Here is a 15,913-nt window from a genome sequence, read left to right as displayed (position 1 = left end):
TTTATCAAGATATCCAGTCACAGAATTTAATAAAAGCACCAACAGCAACGCCGGAAAAGGTCTGGTAAGCCGCCAGCAATCTTGAAGGCAGAACCAATAAAAAAACAGCACCAAGGAGAGAAATATGGCTACCCCGGAGAGAATGGTCATTTGTTGTCAGAGTTTTCGTGCAGCAGGAGAACCCAAAGGCATCTGTCACAAGCAGACTGATGGATTCCTGCAGTACATTGAAGAAGAAATACTTGATCGCGGCCTTGATGCCCTGGTTGTTGCCACAAGCTGTCTGAAACAGTGTGACAGCGGTCCTATCATGGTCATCCAGCCCGATAACTGGTGGTTCAAAGGTGTAGATTCCGAAGAAGCCATTGATGCTATTCTTGATGGTCTCGAAGACGGAGAACCCTGCGCCGACTACCTGCTTGAATAGGGAAGGAATATGCACATGTCGACCGCTGTAACCATCCGCACCGCCCGTTCCGCAGACCTTGCACCTATGGCAGACCTGCTGAAAATGCTCTTCTCGATTGAGTCGGACTTTTCGGCAGACAGGTCACGGCAGCTTGAGGGCCTGAAAATGCTGCTGGGCAACCCGCGCGCCTGTATTCTGGTTGCGGACAGCGGCGGTGAAGTGGTCGGCATGTGCACAGGGCAGATCGTCATCTCCACCGCAGAAGGGGGGCCTTCCATACTGGTGGAGGATGTTGTGGTCCGCGAGGACTTTCAGAGCAGGGGAATCGGAGCCCGGTTAATGCAGGGGCTATACGAATTCGCAGAAGAAAATAGAGCAACAAGGCTGCAGTTACTTGCAGACTGCGAAAACGAACCTGCACTGAAATTTTACAATAAAACAGGCTGGGACAAAACCAGCATGATCTGCCTTCGCAAGAAGCACAGTCTATAACAAACGGAGTCAATCATGAACGAATACATACTTGATGAACGTAAGGCGCAGATTCACCGCACCGGAGAAGGAGCTCTGGACATGGCATGCAACCGCCCGTCTCTCGCCGGAGCGGTCAGTCAGAGAGCATGCGTATTCTGCGGATCAAGGGTGGTTCTCTATCCCATCGCCGATGCCCTGCACCTGGTGCACGGACCTATCGGCTGCGCAGTCTATACCTGGGATATCCGCGGAGCGCTTTCCAGCGGCCCGGAACTGCACAGGCTTTCATTTTCCACCGACCTGCAGGAAACTGATGTCATTTTCGGGGGCGAAAAGAAACTCGAAGCCGCCCTCGATGAACTCATTGACCGTCATCATCCCAAGGCCGCATTTGTCTACTCCACCTGTATTGTCGGCATTATCGGCGATGACCTTGAAGCCGTATGCAAAAAAATGACGGAGAAAAAAGGCATCCCCGTACTTCCGGTTCAGTCCGAAGGATTCAAGGGCAGCAAAAGAGAAGGCTACCTCGCCGCCTGCAAGGCTCTGTTCAGACTCGTCGGAACCGAAGACACTTCGGATGTCTCCCCCATGTCAGTCAACATACTCGGCGACTTCAACCTTGCCGGCGAAATCTGGATAATTCGCGAATATTTCAAGAAGATGGGGGTTGAGGTGGTCGCCAACATTACCGGCGACGGACGTGTGAAGGATATCGGGCGCAGCCATGGGGCGGCCCTTAACCTTGTACAGTGTTCGGGTGCGACATTGGATTTGGCAAAAATGATGAAAGAGGAGTACGGAAAACCATACATGCGCGTCTCCTACCTCGGCATTGAAGACATGGCGGACTCCCTCTATCAGGTTGCTGATTTCTTCAAGGATGTCGACCCGGACATTGTCAAGAGAACAGAAGAGCTTGTACGCGATGAACTTTCCAAACTCATGCCGGAACTGGCTCGCATGCGCAAGGATCTTGAAGGCAAAAAAGTCGCTATGTATGTCGGCGGTTCCTTCAAGGCATTTTCCCTGCTCAAGGCTTTTCACCACCTGGGAATGAAAGTCGTCATGGTCGGCTCTCAGACCGGAACCAAAGAAGATTACGAGGAACTCGCAAACATATCAGACCCTGGAACCATCCTTGTTGACGATGCCAACCCGCTTGAGCTGTCTGCATTCATCAAGGAAAAAGACGTTGACGTTTTTGTCGGCGGAGTAAAAGAGCGCCCCATCGCCTTCAAGATGGGAGTCGGCTTCTGCGACCATAACCACGAACGCAAGGAATCCCTTGAAGGATTCGTGGGCATGCTCAACTTCGCCCGGGAAATTCACGCTTCGGCCACAAGCCCGGTATGGCAGTTCGCCCCGCGCAGGGCCAAACGCCGCAAGTAATCGGGACTGAACGATCCGGCGGAACGGTTACCCTCCTCCGCCCGGACCGTTCAAGACCGTGAAGAGACCATTTACTTTTTAGTGAATCAATTAAACGTCAATTTTCAAGCCTCAAGGCTGTATCGGACCGGCAATCTATAAAATAAGCATCCGGTAGATCAGCACCAGGCACCAATGGAGTCCAGATATGTCCAGCAAGAATTACACTTCCACCACAAATGCATGCAAGCTTTGCACCCCCCTTGGTGCATCCCTCGCCTTCCGCGGAGTGGAAGGAGCCATCCCCTACCTGCACGGTTCACAGGGCTGCGCAACTTATATGCGCCGCTACGTCATCAGTCATTTCCGCGAACCTGTTGATATCGCATCCTCGGCACTGGGAGAAAAACACGCCATCTACGGCGGCGGACCGAACCTCAAGAAGGGCATCATCAACGTGATGAAGAAATACGAGCCCAAACTCATCGGCATAGCCACCACCTGTCTTACCGAAACCATAGGTGATGACGTCCCCAGATATCTCCATGAATTCCATGAAGAATTCGGCGATCTCGATCTCCCTGAAATCGTTTCGGTATCCACCCCCAGCTACAACGGCACCCATACCGACGGCTGGCACGGCGCTGTGCGCTCTCTGGTGGAGCAGCTCTGCACCGAAAAGGCTGCCGACGATAACTCGGTCAACATTCTGCCCAACATGATATCCTGCGAAGATATCCGTCTTCTGCGCGATATCTGTGATGACTTCGGCATTGAAGCGACCATACTTCCCGATATTTCGGAAACTCTCGACGGCCCCGCGCTGGAGGATTACGTGAAAATCCCCAACGGCGGAACTCCCGTTGAATCAATCAAAAAGATGTCCGGCGCTGCAGCGACCATAGAATTCGGACGCTGCCTTCCTGCTCAGACAGGCGGCACCAGCCTGGAAAGCAAGTTCGGAGTAGCCAACCACCGCATAGGACTGCCCATGGGTCTGCGCGAATCGGACACCTTTTACGAAACTCTTGAAGCTGTTTCAGGCACCCCCATCCCCGCTCGCTATGAAAGCGAAAGAGGCAGACTCATTGATGCCTACGTTGACGGCCACAGATACGTGGCCGGAAAAAGGGCGGTGGTTTACGGCGAAGAAGACCTTGTCACCGGACTCTGCGCATTTCTGGCCGAAATAGGCGTTGATGTGATCCTGGCCGGAACCGGAGCAAAGAAAAAAGGACTGGACAAGGCCATTGCAGCTGTAACCGAAGGTGTCGCCCGCAATATGCCTGAAATCCACGAAGGCGTGGACTTCTTCGACATTGCCGAACGCGCAGCGGAACTCAAGCCCGATCTTCTTATCGGACATTCCAAAGGCTACCGCTATGCCAAGGCATGGAACATTCCGCTCATCCGGGTGGGATTCCCGATCCATGACCGTTTCGGTGGCCAGCGCACGCTCCATATCGGCTACAAAGGCACACTCAACCTTTATGACCGTATAGTAAACGCTGTGCTCGAAAAGAAGCAGGCCGACAACCCCGTCGGTTACGGATACATGTAAAAGCAGCCTGTACACTCGATTTGAAAATATCTGGGAGAGATATCATGAAAGACACAAGCAAGCACCCTTGTTTCAATAAGGAAACCGCAGGAACCTGCGGACGAGTCCATCTGCCGGTAGCACCCAAGTGCAACATCCAGTGCAACTACTGCAACCGCAAATACGACTGTGTTAACGAATCACGCCCCGGCGTTACCAGCAGCGTTCTCAAGCCGTTTCAGGCTGCTGAATATATGGATAAAGTACTGGCCAAGGAACCGCGCATCACAGTTGCCGGTATAGCCGGCCCCGGCGATCCCTTCGCCAACCCCGAAGAAGTTCTCGAAACCATGCGTCTGCTCAACGAAAAGCATCCCCATCTGATTTTCTGCCTCTCCACGAACGGCATGGGAATTCTGCCATATCTCGATGACATCGCCGCGCTCGGAGTTTCGCACGTGACCATCACCATGAGTTCCGTGGACCCCGCCATCGGTGCCAAAATCTACTCCTGGGTAAAAGACGGAAACGTGGTCTACCGCGGAGAAAAAGGCGCCAAGGTACTTCTGGAACGCCAGCTTGCAGCCATCAAGGGGCTCAAGGAACGCGGCGTCATGGTCAAGGTCAACTCCATTATCATCCCCGGAATTAATGAACACCACATTCCCGAAGTTGCCCGTGTTGCAGCCGAACTCGGAGCGGACATCCAGAACATGATCCCCCTCAAACCAACAGAGGGAACTCTGTTCGCCGATTATGACGAACCCGGCCGTGACATCATCGTACCTCTGCGCAAGGAAGCCGGAGAAATCATCAAGCAGATGACTCATTGCAAGCGCTGCCGCGCAGACGCAGTAGGTCTTCTCGGAGATGATAAATCCGCAGCCCTGTGCGGAACGCTCAGAGCATGTTCCGAACTCAAGCCGATCGACATAAAGGCTCCGCGCCCGTACGTGGCCGTGGCTTCACGTGAAGGCATGCTCGTCAACCAGCATCTTGGCGAGGCAAAGGAGTTTTACATCTGGGGCGAAAACCCCGAAGGCGGATTCAAACTGGTGGAAACCCGCAAGGCTCCCACTGCCGGTTGCGGTCCCAAACGCTGGACCGATCTGGCCGCCACTCTCAGCGACTGTAGGGCTGTTTTCGCAGCCGCCATCGGTGAGACCCCGCAGCTCATGCTCGAAGAAAACGGCATACAGCCGTATGTAGTCAGCGGATTCATCGAAAGCGCACTGGAAACCGTCTTCAGCGGCGGTAACATGAACCTGCACAAAGGCAGACGCGGTAGTATCGCCGATGCCTGCTGCACCGGAACCGGAACCAAGTGCGGCTGATAAGCCCGATGGTCCGAGCGAACAATCATTTATAGATAGAAAGGCTCCGTTTCTATACACTGCGAAGCCCCCGACAAGTTGCTCTGTCGGGGGCTTCTCTCATCTGCGGTGGAGCACATACCTGACAATTTTGAAGGTTTTTTCACAACAACCGGCTTTTAAGACCGGTTTCACCCAGAACATCCTTTTCCACGCTGATCAGACCGGTTCTTGACGGCAACCCGGACACGTGTATTTTCAATTACGGCAATCACTTTCGGTCTTTTTCGATTTGCACGCCATAAATTTGCAAATATGTAGACGACATTTTTGTATTTAACGTTAATGTAAATAATTCAAAAATGAACTTTCGGATAACATACTGACATTACATATTTTTTTACCTATTCACAAACTGGCATCCCCTTTGCTTGAAGCAGGGCATGTATCCCTCATTGCATGGATTAAAACTTTCCGCGCTGCTCGCTATCTGCCAGGCAATCGATCAAGCGCTGGACCTGGAATCGGCTCTTGACGGCGTGCTCAGCATTCTCTCCGAGAATCTAAGCATGCAGAGGGCCACCGTAACTCTTTACGATCCCGAAACAGGACAGCTCTCCATTAACGCCTCCTACGGCCTGTCGCTGGAAGAAAAACAGCGCGGGGTCTACCGACTGGATGAAGGCGTTACCGGACGCATATTCCAGACCGGTGAACCTTATTATGTGCCGGACATCAGCAAGGAACCGCTGTTTCTGGACAAGACCGGCTCACGCAAAATCAGGCGCGGACAGATATCCTTTATCGGCGTGCCGATTATTCTGCACGGTGAACCTATCGGCGTGCTCAACGTGGACAGGATTTTCGGAGACGACATTGCAACGGAAGAGGACATCGACTTTCTCAAGATCGTCGCCACCCTCATCGGGCAGTTTATAAGCCTCAACGAAAAAATTATGGAACGGGAGGCCATACTCAAACGCGAAAACACCTCCCTCAAATACCAGATATCCAAGAAGACCGGCGGGCTTTACATTGTCGGCCAGAGTTCGGCCATGGTCGAAGTCCAGCGTCAGTTAGAAAAGGTTGCCCCAACCAGGGCCACAGTGCTGCTGCTGGGAGAATCAGGAGTAGGCAAGACGCTCATAGCCCGCATCATCCATGAACTCTCGGACCGCAAGGGCCATCCGTTCATCAAGGTGAACTGTGCATCAATACCGGAAAACCTGCTGGAGTCCGAACTCTTCGGCTACGAAAAAGGTGCGTTCACAGGGGCAAGCGGAACCAGACAGGGACGCTTTGAAGAGGCAGACGGCGGAACCATCTTCCTCGACGAAATCGGCGAATTCCCTATGAACCTGCAGTCCAAGCTGCTGCGCGTTCTGCAGGAAAAGGAACTGGAAAGACTCGGCTCCAACCGCACCCGCCATATAGATGTACGCATCCTGGCCGCGACCAACCGTGATCTGGGAGAACTTGTTGAGCGCAATGAATTCAGGCTTGACCTGTATTACAGGCTGAACATTTTCCCCATTACCGTACCGGCACTGCGGGACCGCAAGGAGGACATCACCGGCCTGCTCAACCACTTTCTGCAGAAAATGTCCGACAACTACGGAAGGCAGATGTTTTTCACTCCGGCGGCTCTGGATGCCCTGATGCTCTACGACTGGCCCGGCAACGTACGTGAAATGCAGAACCTCATTGAGCGTCTGGTGATCATGTCCGACTCCGAATACATCACCCTTGAGTTTCTTAAAGCCCACCTTGCTCCGGGGCAGAACGGACATGCAGGCTCTCCCGGAGTGGAAAGTACTTCAACTTCAAGGGACGAGCCGCCTCATTGCACTTCGTTGAAGGAAGTGGAGCGTAACGAGGTCGTGGCAGCCCTGGAACGTAGCGGCTGGATTCAGTACAAGGCAGCGGAGACTCTGGGACTTTCCGCCCGGCAGATGGGCTACAGGGTCAAGAGATACGGCCTTGAATCCATGATAGCAGAAGGACGCGCCAGATTAAGACGCATGAAAAAAGAATAGATATTTCCTGACTGGCTCAAGCTGTAATCATCGGGATTGCAGCATAAAAAATCCTCGCATCGGGCGAGGATTTTTTATTTCCGGCACACTGAAATTTATTTCATCACCTGAGCTTGCCGGAACCGGCATGCGCAGATCCCTTCAGAACCCGCAACCTGTCCTTAGCTTTCCTGCTCCCGCCGGCAGCAGCCTTTTCGTACCACTCCACAGCTGCCCCTAGATCTTTTGCAACACCCAGACCGCGTTCATAGATTTCTCCCATACCGAACTGCGACTCAGGGTATCCCTGCGCGGCAGCCTTTGAAATAAGCTCCCGGCCTTTTGCGTAATCCACCGGAACAGCTTCTCCGTATATGTAAGCCGCCCCGAGGTTATTCAGCGCTTCGGGATTATTCTGCTCTGCGGCCTTTCCCCAGAGTTCCAGAGCCATGGAAAAATCCTTTCTCACTCCCCGTCCGTAATAATATCTGTACCCAAGCTCCGACTGGGAGCGCGCATCTCCGAGTTCCGCTGCCTTGGAAAACCAACTTGCAGCCTCTCCATCATCCTGCTCTACCCCCAGACCATTCTGATAAATACAACCTATACTGTACATGGCACCGGCATTTCTGTTTGCCGCCGCCTGCCGGTAAAGAGACAGGGCCTTCCCATAATCACGGTCAACACCGCTACCTTCAAGATACATATAGGCAAGTTCAGTCCGGGCATAATCATCCCCCTGCTCGGCGGCTTTTTCGAACCACTCCAATGCCCTGGAAAAATCTTTCCGCACGCCTGAACCAGCAAAGTACATCTTCCCGATAAAATACATGGATTCTACCGAACCGTGCTCCGCGCCCCTGCGGTACCAGTACGCGGCCTTGACCGGGTCCTCGGCAACACCCAGCCCCTGTGCATAAATATGCCCGAGATTGAGCATGGCCGCAGTATCGCCCTGTTCTGCTGCTTTTAAAAACAAATCGGCGGCCCTGGACTCATCTTTGTCGACCCCGGCACCGGTCAGATACATTGCTCCCTGTCCGACCAATCCGGCGGGATTACCTCCGGCAGCAGCCTCGCGGAAGAACTGCCCGGCCTTGCCGCAATCCTTATCAACTCCGAACCCGTAAAAATAAATCCTGCCCAGCCCGGCCATTGCGGAAGCATCACCTTCTGCCGCAGCTTTCTCAAAACAGTTGCGGGCTCTGGTGTAATCACACACTCCTTCCGGACCGTCCAGACAGCATTGCCCCAGACGACTGCAAGCCTTCATGTCTCCCTGCGAAGCGGCCTTTGAATACCACTGTGCGGCATTTAAATAATCCCGAGGGACACCCTGCCCGAAGAAATACATATCACCGACTCCGCGCTGCGCTGAGGCAAAACCGTTGTCGGCGGCCTTCCGGTACCAGTACAGGGCCTTTTCATAATCTTTGGGAACACCGCGGCTGTGCTGGTAACAGGAAGCGAGATTGCTCTGTGCGCTCGCATAGCCGTGCTCGGCAGACAGACTGTACCACTTGAGAGCCTGCCCGATGCTGCGCTCCACACCTTTCCCCCGGTCATACATGAGTCCCAGCGCGTTTTCCGCCCTGGGGTTACCTTCCGCCGCCTCCTGACTGAAAAGTTTCAGCGCCTCTGCGTAGTTGCCTTGATCATAAAATTTCCAGGCTCTGTCATACCGGGCTGCTCCTGCTTCCGCCATACCCGGAACCGTTGCGAACAGGACCGAAAAAATAAGTACCAATGCCGTTGCCCGGCATGGTGACCAGCTGTTTTCCATCAATCAATCCTGACTGTTCTTTTTCAGATATTTGCTGACCGCCTGCCGGGTGACCCCGATAAGCTGCGCTGCCGAAGACTGGTTGCCCTTGGTTCGCCTCAATGCTTCTTCTATGAGCCTGGCCCGGACTTCCTGCAATGTAGGCAGACGTGTTCCGAAAGAGACGCTTTCCCCTGTTTCGGACACAAAACCGTTTGCATCAAGGGAATCACCAGGAACGACCAGCAGCTTCTTGAAATGTTTGGGCTTCAGTTCCGTGTATCCGCAGATTCCGGCGGCATCATGCACCAGATGCTGCAATTCACGAATGTTACCGGGAAAACGGTAGCCGTCCAGAAAATCGGATATTTCATGAATATCGGCTTCCACCTCGCTCCCGGATTCCATGCGGACCTCATCAAGAAAATGGGAAATGAGCAGGGGGAGATCCTCCTTGCGTTCCCTGAGCGGAGGAATGTGCAGCATGTGGCCGCGCATTCTGAAAAACAGGTCCTTGCGGAATTTACCCTGATCCTGCATTTCAGAAATTGACCGGTGTGTTGCGGTGATGATCCTGGCACTGGACCTTTTGGACATGTCCGACCCCAACGGCATGAACTCGTGTTCCTGCAGCAGGCGTAACAGTTTTGTCTGGGATGCCGGGCTGAGGTCGCCTATTTCATCAAGGAAAAGCGTTCCGTTTCTGGCCTTTTCCACCAGCCCGACACGAGGTTCGGTAGCACCGGTAAATGCGCCCTTCTTATGACCGAACAGGGTATCGGAAAAAATATTATCATCCAGTCCGGCGATATTGACCGGAACAAAATTGCCCTTGCGTCCGCTGGCATTATGAACAGCACGGGCGATCAGCTCCTTGCCCACCCCGGACTCCCCGGTGATAAGCACCGGACGGGAGGTTTCCGCAATGGCTTCAATGTACTTGAAGACGGAAAACATATCCTTGTGCGCGGTAACTATTTCCGAAAACAGATCCGGACGATCCGGTCCGTCCTTGAAAAACCTCTGCTGTAAAGAGGAATTCTCCTGCCGCAGTTCGAAAATCTCTATTGCATGGCGGACCCCGGCGATAAGGGTGTTGCGATCTTCCGTTTTGACGATGAAGTCAAAGGCCCCCTTGCGGATACAGTTGACCACAGCCTTGATCTCATTGAGCCCGGAGATGACCAGCACAGGAAGTTCCGGGTGTTCCTCCACGATGCGGGGAATGAGGTCCTCCCCGGATATTCCGGGCATCATCAGGTCCACGGCCACGGCACAGAACCTGTTTGCGGCCAGGGTTTCCATAACTTTAGTCCCGTCGTTCAGCAGCACCACGTTGTCTATGCCCTGAGAACGCAGGGTGGCCCGAAAACTCTGCAGCCAGGAATCTTCATCATCAACCAGCAGCAATGGGAATCTCGGGGTAAGTCCTGTGACCTTATGCATCGTTATTCTCTCTCCGCTACCGGAATGGAAAACCTGGCCACGGTTCCTCCTCCGGGATTGGCGGAAAACTCAAGCTCACCGCCGTGTTCCTGCACAATTGTCGAAGAAACGGAAAGTCCCAGCCCCGTTCCGCCGCAGTTGCGCTTGGTGGTAAAAAAAGGATCGGTTATTTTGGTAAGATGTTCCTCGGCAATTCCGACTCCCTCATCGCGGACCACGATATCTATCCGTTTTCTGTCCCTGTTATAGCGCGAGGAAAGATAAATGGCCTGCTTTCTGTCCGTAAGTGCCTCACAGGAATTGACCAGCAGGTTGATCAGCACCTGCGAAAGCCGCTGCGAGTTTCCAAGCACGGGAGGCAGATCTCCGTCAATATCGATTTCAAATTTCGAAGTCTTCTGGCTGATCAGGTTCTCAAGCAACCGCAGAGAATTCCTGATTACATCGCCCAGATCCACATCCCACATCAACTCACCCGGCTGCAACCGCGAATAATCCTTGAGGCTGTTCACTATTCCGCTGATCCTTGCGGCCCCCTCCTGCATCCTCGCAAGCAGATCGGGCATGAAGCTGCGCAGTTCCGAATATTCAAGCCCTCCGGCCAGAAACTCGCCGTTTTCATGATAATAATCTTCCAGAATCGGTGAAATATCTCCCCATATCTCCGCCAGCAAGGGCAGATTAAGGGTCATGAAGCTGTTGGGATTATTTATTTCATGGGCCATGCCGGACACAAGCACACCGAGCGAGACCATCTTGTCGGCCTGAATCAGCTGCTGCTGCTTTTCCTTGGCCTGCCGCTCCGATTCCACCCTCTCGGTAATGTCTCGAACAGCGCAGACCCCGGCCTTCTCTCCCTGAAAAATAATGTCCCGCTGCTGAATTTCGCAGATAAGCATTCTTCCGTCACGGCAGCGGAAATTCGCGTCAAAACGCGATCTCCTGTTTCTGGAAGTATGTATCCGGACAATATCCCGGCTTTCCGGGTCAGCGAGGTCATCAATGTTGAGTCCGGAAAATTCCTCCTGAGAATAACCGAACAGACGCTGCCCGGCCTTGTTTGTGGTCAGAATCCGTCCTTCGTGATGTATGAAGATGGCCTCGAACGTGGACTGTGAAAGCTGCCTGAACCGCTCCTCGCTTTCACGCAGGGCGGCTTCCGCCACCCGGCGGCGGGCAATTGCCTGGGCCTGCAGAAAATTCTTCCGGGCCAGGATGGAAATCTGGTTGGCGATAAGACAGAGCACGTTGCACACGCTCAGAAACTGTTCTCGGGACATGACCGGGACCTCGGCCAGAGCGGTCATGAACTCGTCCTCGTCCGCTCCTATTTCCCTGGCGTATTGCTTGATCTGCTCATCGTTTATGGGCGGGCAGCGCACCTGCCCGATTATCCAGTTTGCAATGTGGCGGTCACCGACATAGAAACTGGTTCCCCCGTCCCAAAGCCCCCCGCTCAGGCAGGGCCGCATGATCGGCTCCAGCGGACTCTTTGTGCCGAAGGCGGCATCGGAACGCATGCAGTTCTTAAGTCCCTTTTCCGTCCTGCGTATGACATCGTTGCACAGCCGACAGAACCGACTGGGTCTGGTAATGGGCCGACCGTCAAGATCCGTTATGATCGAAGCGACCTTGGTTGCCTCCGAAAAGGCATCCTGAATCTGCTGGATGGCCGCAACATCAAAATAATCCTCAAAACGGTATTCCCTGCCGCTGCTCCCGGAGTTGGCAAAACGGTTGTTCAGGGTGCAGCCGCTGCTGAAATTCCCGCAAAGGGTTCTGCTGGCCTCCAGTTCCTCGACTCTGCCACGCAGGGTGTTAAGCTCCTCGATAAAATCATCGGGGCAAACACCGTCATCGGCATTTTTATTTTTTTTCAAATCCATTGTTCTCATATCTCAGGATTTAATCCCGACATTCTGCCGGAGTGAACCCGGTTCTTTGTTTTATCAAGTCGGGAAGCATATTCAATGCCATTATCGACTACCTGTATCAACAAGGTAACCGCAACCGCCGTGTTTACGCAACGTTTCGGAGTCAGACTGCCCGCAGGACACATTCATCCATTATAATGGCAGGATACGTTGTCTGTATGAATCCTCGGTCCCATTCGAAACTGGAATATATTTCCACTCATGCCATAAAGCACCGCAACGGGTGACAACCTCGCATCCTGTGTGTCAACCAGAATAACATCAACAGCGTAACACATTAAAACTTATTACATTATCTATTGAGCTGCATATCTTTCAAGAAAATGATGTCAACCATGGCTGACACCATATTTTTATCAATTATGTCAGAAAAATCACCGTTTCATCATAACCACGCGCAATACAGAGCAGAAACGCAGTTGGCACGTTTTTCTCTTTAGGGTGTTCCAGCATACGGCATCGACTGAACATGCGGAAACAGGACGATGCCAAAGACACAGCACCAGATAGAGGAAGCACCTGAGAAACAAAACCGCGAGTTCCCGAAACCGATACGCTGCGGGAACCCGGTTTTGCCGGGGAGCACAAAAACAGTTCAAAAAACGGAAGAACAATGCCTGTAACAGCCAAAATCGCCCAGCGCATGATCGCTGCGGCAGAGAAGAAAGCGGAAGAAATAGGCGTCCCCATGGTTATCGCCGTGGTGGATCAGGGCGGCAATCTTGTAGCCCAGCTGCGCCAGGATGACGCCCTTCTGGTCAGCATAGATCTGTCCAGAAACAAGGCTTACACCGCTGTGGCCGTAAAGATGACCACCGCAATTCTGGGATCGGTTTCCCAGCCCGGAGGCGAGCTTTACGGAATACACGCCGCAGACGGGGGACGCATAGTTATTTTCGGCGGAGGACTGCCAATAGAAGAAGGTGGAAAGGTAGTCGGAGCCATAGGCGTAAGCGGAGGCAGTGTAGAGCAGGACACCGCATGTGCGGAAGCGGGTCTTGCCGCGTACACGGAATAAAGCACGCTGCCTGAACATGGAGGAAACCGCCCCTGACGGAAGGGCCTGACCTCCAGCGCAACACAAACTTTAACCGAAGGAATGGAAAAATGACCAAGAACAAACCCAGTGTGGAAATCCCCAAGACAGTAGGCGCTTCCCCCAGAGTGGAAAGAGCCCTTGACCGCTTCCTGAACACTGCCCCGGCAGTCTGCGCCGAACGCGCCGTGCTCATCACCGAAGCATACAAGGAAACCGAAGGTCAGCCCATGCCTATACGCCGGGCCAAAGCTCTGGAAAAAATCCTCTCCAACATGTCCATTTTCATTCAGGATGATGAGCTTGTTGTCGGCAACCAGTGCTCCATGCCCCGCTCCGCCCCTATTTTTCCCGAATTTTCCTGCAAATGGGTTGAAGAGGAACTTGATCGTCTGGAAAAAAGAACCGCCGACGTATTTCTCATCACCGAAGACGTCAAAGCCAAGCTGCGTGAAGCCTTCACCTACTGGGACGGCAGAACCGTAAACGAAATCGCCTCCAAGCTCATGCCTCCTGAGTCCCTCGAAGCCCACAACGAAGTCGTTTATACCGTAGGTAACTACTTCTACAACGGAGTCGGCCACATTTCCGCCAACTACGAAAAAGTCCTCAACGTAGGTATTGATGCGATCATCAAGCAGGCTGAAGACAAACTCGCAGGGCTGGATTTCGCCGATGCATCCCAGCTGAATCAGATGCACTTCCTCAATTCGGTAATCATAGCCAACAAGGCCGTCATAGCATTTGCCGGACGTTTCGCCGAACTGGCCGAAAAAATGGCTTCTGCCTGCGATGACGCCCAGCGCAAGGCCGAACTGATTGAAATAGCACGCATCTGCCGCAAGGTTCCCGCCCAGCCCGCAGAAACCTTCCAGGAAGCACTGCAGGCATTCTGGTTCGTACATCTGGTCATCCAGATCGAATCAAACGGCCACTCTATTTCCCCCATGCGCTTCGACCAATACATGAACCCCTTCCTGCTCAAGGACGACATCTCCATTGAACAGGCTCAGGAAATGCTGGACATGCTCTGGGTAAAATTCGCCGAACTGAATAAGGTCCGCGACGAAAATTCCACCATGGCCTTCGCAGGCTATCCCATGTTCATGAACCTGATCGTGGGCGGCCAGAAGCGCGACGGATCGGATGCAACCAACACCATGTCCTACCTCGTGCTGCAGGCCGGAGCAAACACCAAGCTCTACGCTCCGTCCCTGTCCATCCGCATTCACGAAGGCACCCCGGACCCGCTGTACAAGAAAGCCGCCGAGCTCAGCCGCATGGGTATGGGTTATCCGGCATACTACAACGACCGCGTCATCGTGCCCGCCCTGCTGGCTCGCGGACTTGAACGCGAAGACGCCCGCGACTACGGCATCATCGGCTGCGTTGAGCCTCAGGTAGGCGGCAAGACCGAAGGCTGGCACGATGCTGCTTTCTACAACATGGCCAAAATCATCGAACTGGCCCTGAACGACGGCGTGGACCAGCGCACCGGTAAACAGCTCGGTCCCAAGAGCGGAAGCCTGAAGACCTTCGAATCCTTCGAAGACCTCATGGAATCCTACACCAGGCAGACTGCCTACTTCGTAAAACTCATGGCCGCAGCAGACAACGCCGTGGACATGACCCACGGCAAGCACTGCCCGCTGCCCTTCCTCTCCTCCCTCGTGGACGACTGCATAGGCAAAGGTCAGTCCCTGCAGGAAGGCGGAGCCCACTACAACTTCACCGGCCCTCAGGGTGTCGGCGTAGCCAATGCCGGTGACTCCCTGACCGCGATCAAGAAACTTGTCTTCGATGATGAAGCCATCACCCTTGAAGATCTCGGTGCCGCACTTGCAAACAACTTCGAAGGCCAGGAAGACCTGCGCCAGATGATGGTCAACCGCGCTCCCAAATACGGCAACGACGATGATTACGCCGACGATATCGCCAAGGAAGCCGCACTGATCTACTGCAACGAAGTAAACAAGTACACCAACCCCCGCGGCGGCAAATTCCAGCCCGGTCTGTACCCCGCTTCGGCCAACGTGCCCCTGGGTTCCGTTGTTACCGCAACTCCCGACGGACGCAAGGCCTGGACTCCGCTGGCTGACGGCGTATCCCCGATTTCCGGATACGATTCCTGCGGTCCTACCGCATCCGTTCTTTCCGTAGCCAAGCTGGACCACGAAATAGCCTCCAACGGAACACTGTTGAACCAGAAGTTCCACCCCTCCGCCATCGAAGGCGAAAAGGGTCTGGAAAACCTCAAGGCCGTAACCGAAGCATACTTCCAGAACGGCGGGTTCCACGTGCAGTACAACGTCATCAGCCGGGAAACCCTGCTCGATGCCCAGGCCAATCCTGAAAAACACAAGGGACTCGTTGTCCGCGTGGCAGGCTACAGCGCCTTCTTCACAGCGCTCGATAAATCCCTGCAGGACGACATCCTTGCACGTACCGAACAGAACTTCTAAGCGATAATCGCAAACTGCCCCCGGCGGCCTGACAGGCCTGCCGGGGGCAGATAATGAAGCACTGATTAATTTTCCAAAGGAGATAATCCCCTTTGGAATCCCTCCCAGTTTAAAAAGGGCTGTATTCTCCTTAGGGACAAATATGCGGGCC

The 15,913-nt window shown here is 53.7% G+C and carries 11 protein-coding genes; 8 read left to right on the top strand and 3 right to left on the bottom strand.

What is annotated here, in order from left to right:
* Positions 1 to 124 precede the first annotated feature (124 nt).
* The 6 genes from ACKU4E_RS16095 to nifA all read left to right on the top strand — a co-directional run bounded on the left by ACKU4E_RS16095 (position 125) and on the right by nifA (position 7,143).
* Positions 125 to 427 carry a (2Fe-2S) ferredoxin domain-containing protein gene (locus ACKU4E_RS16095; protein ID WP_320172098.1) on the top strand — a complete coding sequence of 101 codons (303 nt, stop codon included), beginning with the start codon at positions 125 to 127 and terminating at the stop codon, positions 425 to 427.
* A 15-nt stretch (positions 428 to 442) separates the two neighbouring features.
* Complete coding sequence (locus ACKU4E_RS16090; RefSeq protein ID WP_320172097.1) at positions 443 to 901, top strand: GNAT family N-acetyltransferase; 459 nt, start codon at positions 443 to 445, stop codon at positions 899 to 901.
* Between the two features lie 15 nt (positions 902 to 916).
* Positions 917 to 2,275 carry a nitrogenase iron-molybdenum cofactor biosynthesis protein NifE gene (nifE, locus tag ACKU4E_RS16085; RefSeq protein WP_320172096.1) on the top strand — a complete coding sequence of 453 codons (1,359 nt, stop codon included), beginning with the start codon at positions 917 to 919 and terminating at the stop codon, positions 2,273 to 2,275.
* A 187-nt stretch (positions 2,276 to 2,462) separates the two neighbouring features.
* Positions 2,463 to 3,815, top strand: coding sequence for a nitrogenase component 1 (locus ACKU4E_RS16080; RefSeq protein ID WP_320172095.1), 1,353 nt, complete (start codon positions 2,463 to 2,465; stop codon positions 3,813 to 3,815).
* Between the two features lie 44 nt (positions 3,816 to 3,859).
* The gene (locus ACKU4E_RS16075; RefSeq protein WP_320172094.1) at positions 3,860 to 5,128 is read left to right on the top strand and encodes a radical SAM protein; all 1,269 of its coding nucleotides are present in this window, start codon (positions 3,860 to 3,862) and stop codon (positions 5,126 to 5,128) included.
* 422 nt (positions 5,129 to 5,550) lie between these two features.
* On the top strand, positions 5,551 to 7,143 hold the full coding sequence (gene nifA / locus ACKU4E_RS16070) for a nif-specific transcriptional activator NifA (protein WP_320172093.1): 1,593 nt from the start codon (positions 5,551 to 5,553) through the stop codon (positions 7,141 to 7,143).
* Between the two features lie 103 nt (positions 7,144 to 7,246).
* Here nifA and ACKU4E_RS16065 read toward each other — a convergent pair whose 3' ends face one another.
* The 3 genes from ACKU4E_RS16065 to ACKU4E_RS16055 are packed head-to-tail and all read right to left on the bottom strand — an operon-like array spanning position 7,247 to position 12,210.
* A complete protein-coding gene (locus tag ACKU4E_RS16065) occupies positions 7,247 to 8,905 on the bottom strand; it encodes a tetratricopeptide repeat protein (protein WP_320172092.1) in 1,659 nt (552 codons plus the stop codon).
* 3 nt (positions 8,906 to 8,908) lie between these two features.
* On the bottom strand, positions 8,909 to 10,330 hold the full coding sequence (locus ACKU4E_RS16060) for a sigma-54 dependent transcriptional regulator (RefSeq protein WP_320172091.1): 1,422 nt from the start codon (positions 10,328 to 10,330) through the stop codon (positions 8,909 to 8,911).
* A 2-nt stretch (positions 10,331 to 10,332) separates the two neighbouring features.
* Positions 10,333 to 12,210 (bottom strand): PocR ligand-binding domain-containing protein, encoded by a 1,878-nt coding sequence (locus tag ACKU4E_RS16055; RefSeq protein WP_320172090.1) that lies wholly within the window; start codon positions 12,208 to 12,210, stop codon positions 10,333 to 10,335.
* A 667-nt stretch (positions 12,211 to 12,877) separates the two neighbouring features.
* Between ACKU4E_RS16055 and ACKU4E_RS16050 the strand changes: the two genes are divergently transcribed.
* Positions 12,878 to 13,282 (top strand): heme-binding protein, encoded by a 405-nt coding sequence (locus tag ACKU4E_RS16050; protein ID WP_320172089.1) that lies wholly within the window; start codon positions 12,878 to 12,880, stop codon positions 13,280 to 13,282.
* Between the two features lie 89 nt (positions 13,283 to 13,371).
* The gene (locus ACKU4E_RS16045; protein WP_320172088.1) at positions 13,372 to 15,762 is read left to right on the top strand and encodes a glycyl radical protein; all 2,391 of its coding nucleotides are present in this window, start codon (positions 13,372 to 13,374) and stop codon (positions 15,760 to 15,762) included.
* The last annotated feature ends 151 nt before the right edge of the window (positions 15,763 to 15,913 follow it).

The organism is Maridesulfovibrio sp., from assembly GCF_963677005.1.
GTDB lineage: Bacteria > Desulfobacterota > Desulfovibrionia > Desulfovibrionales > Desulfovibrionaceae > Maridesulfovibrio.
This window is presented reverse-complemented; position numbering and strand designations above follow the sequence as displayed.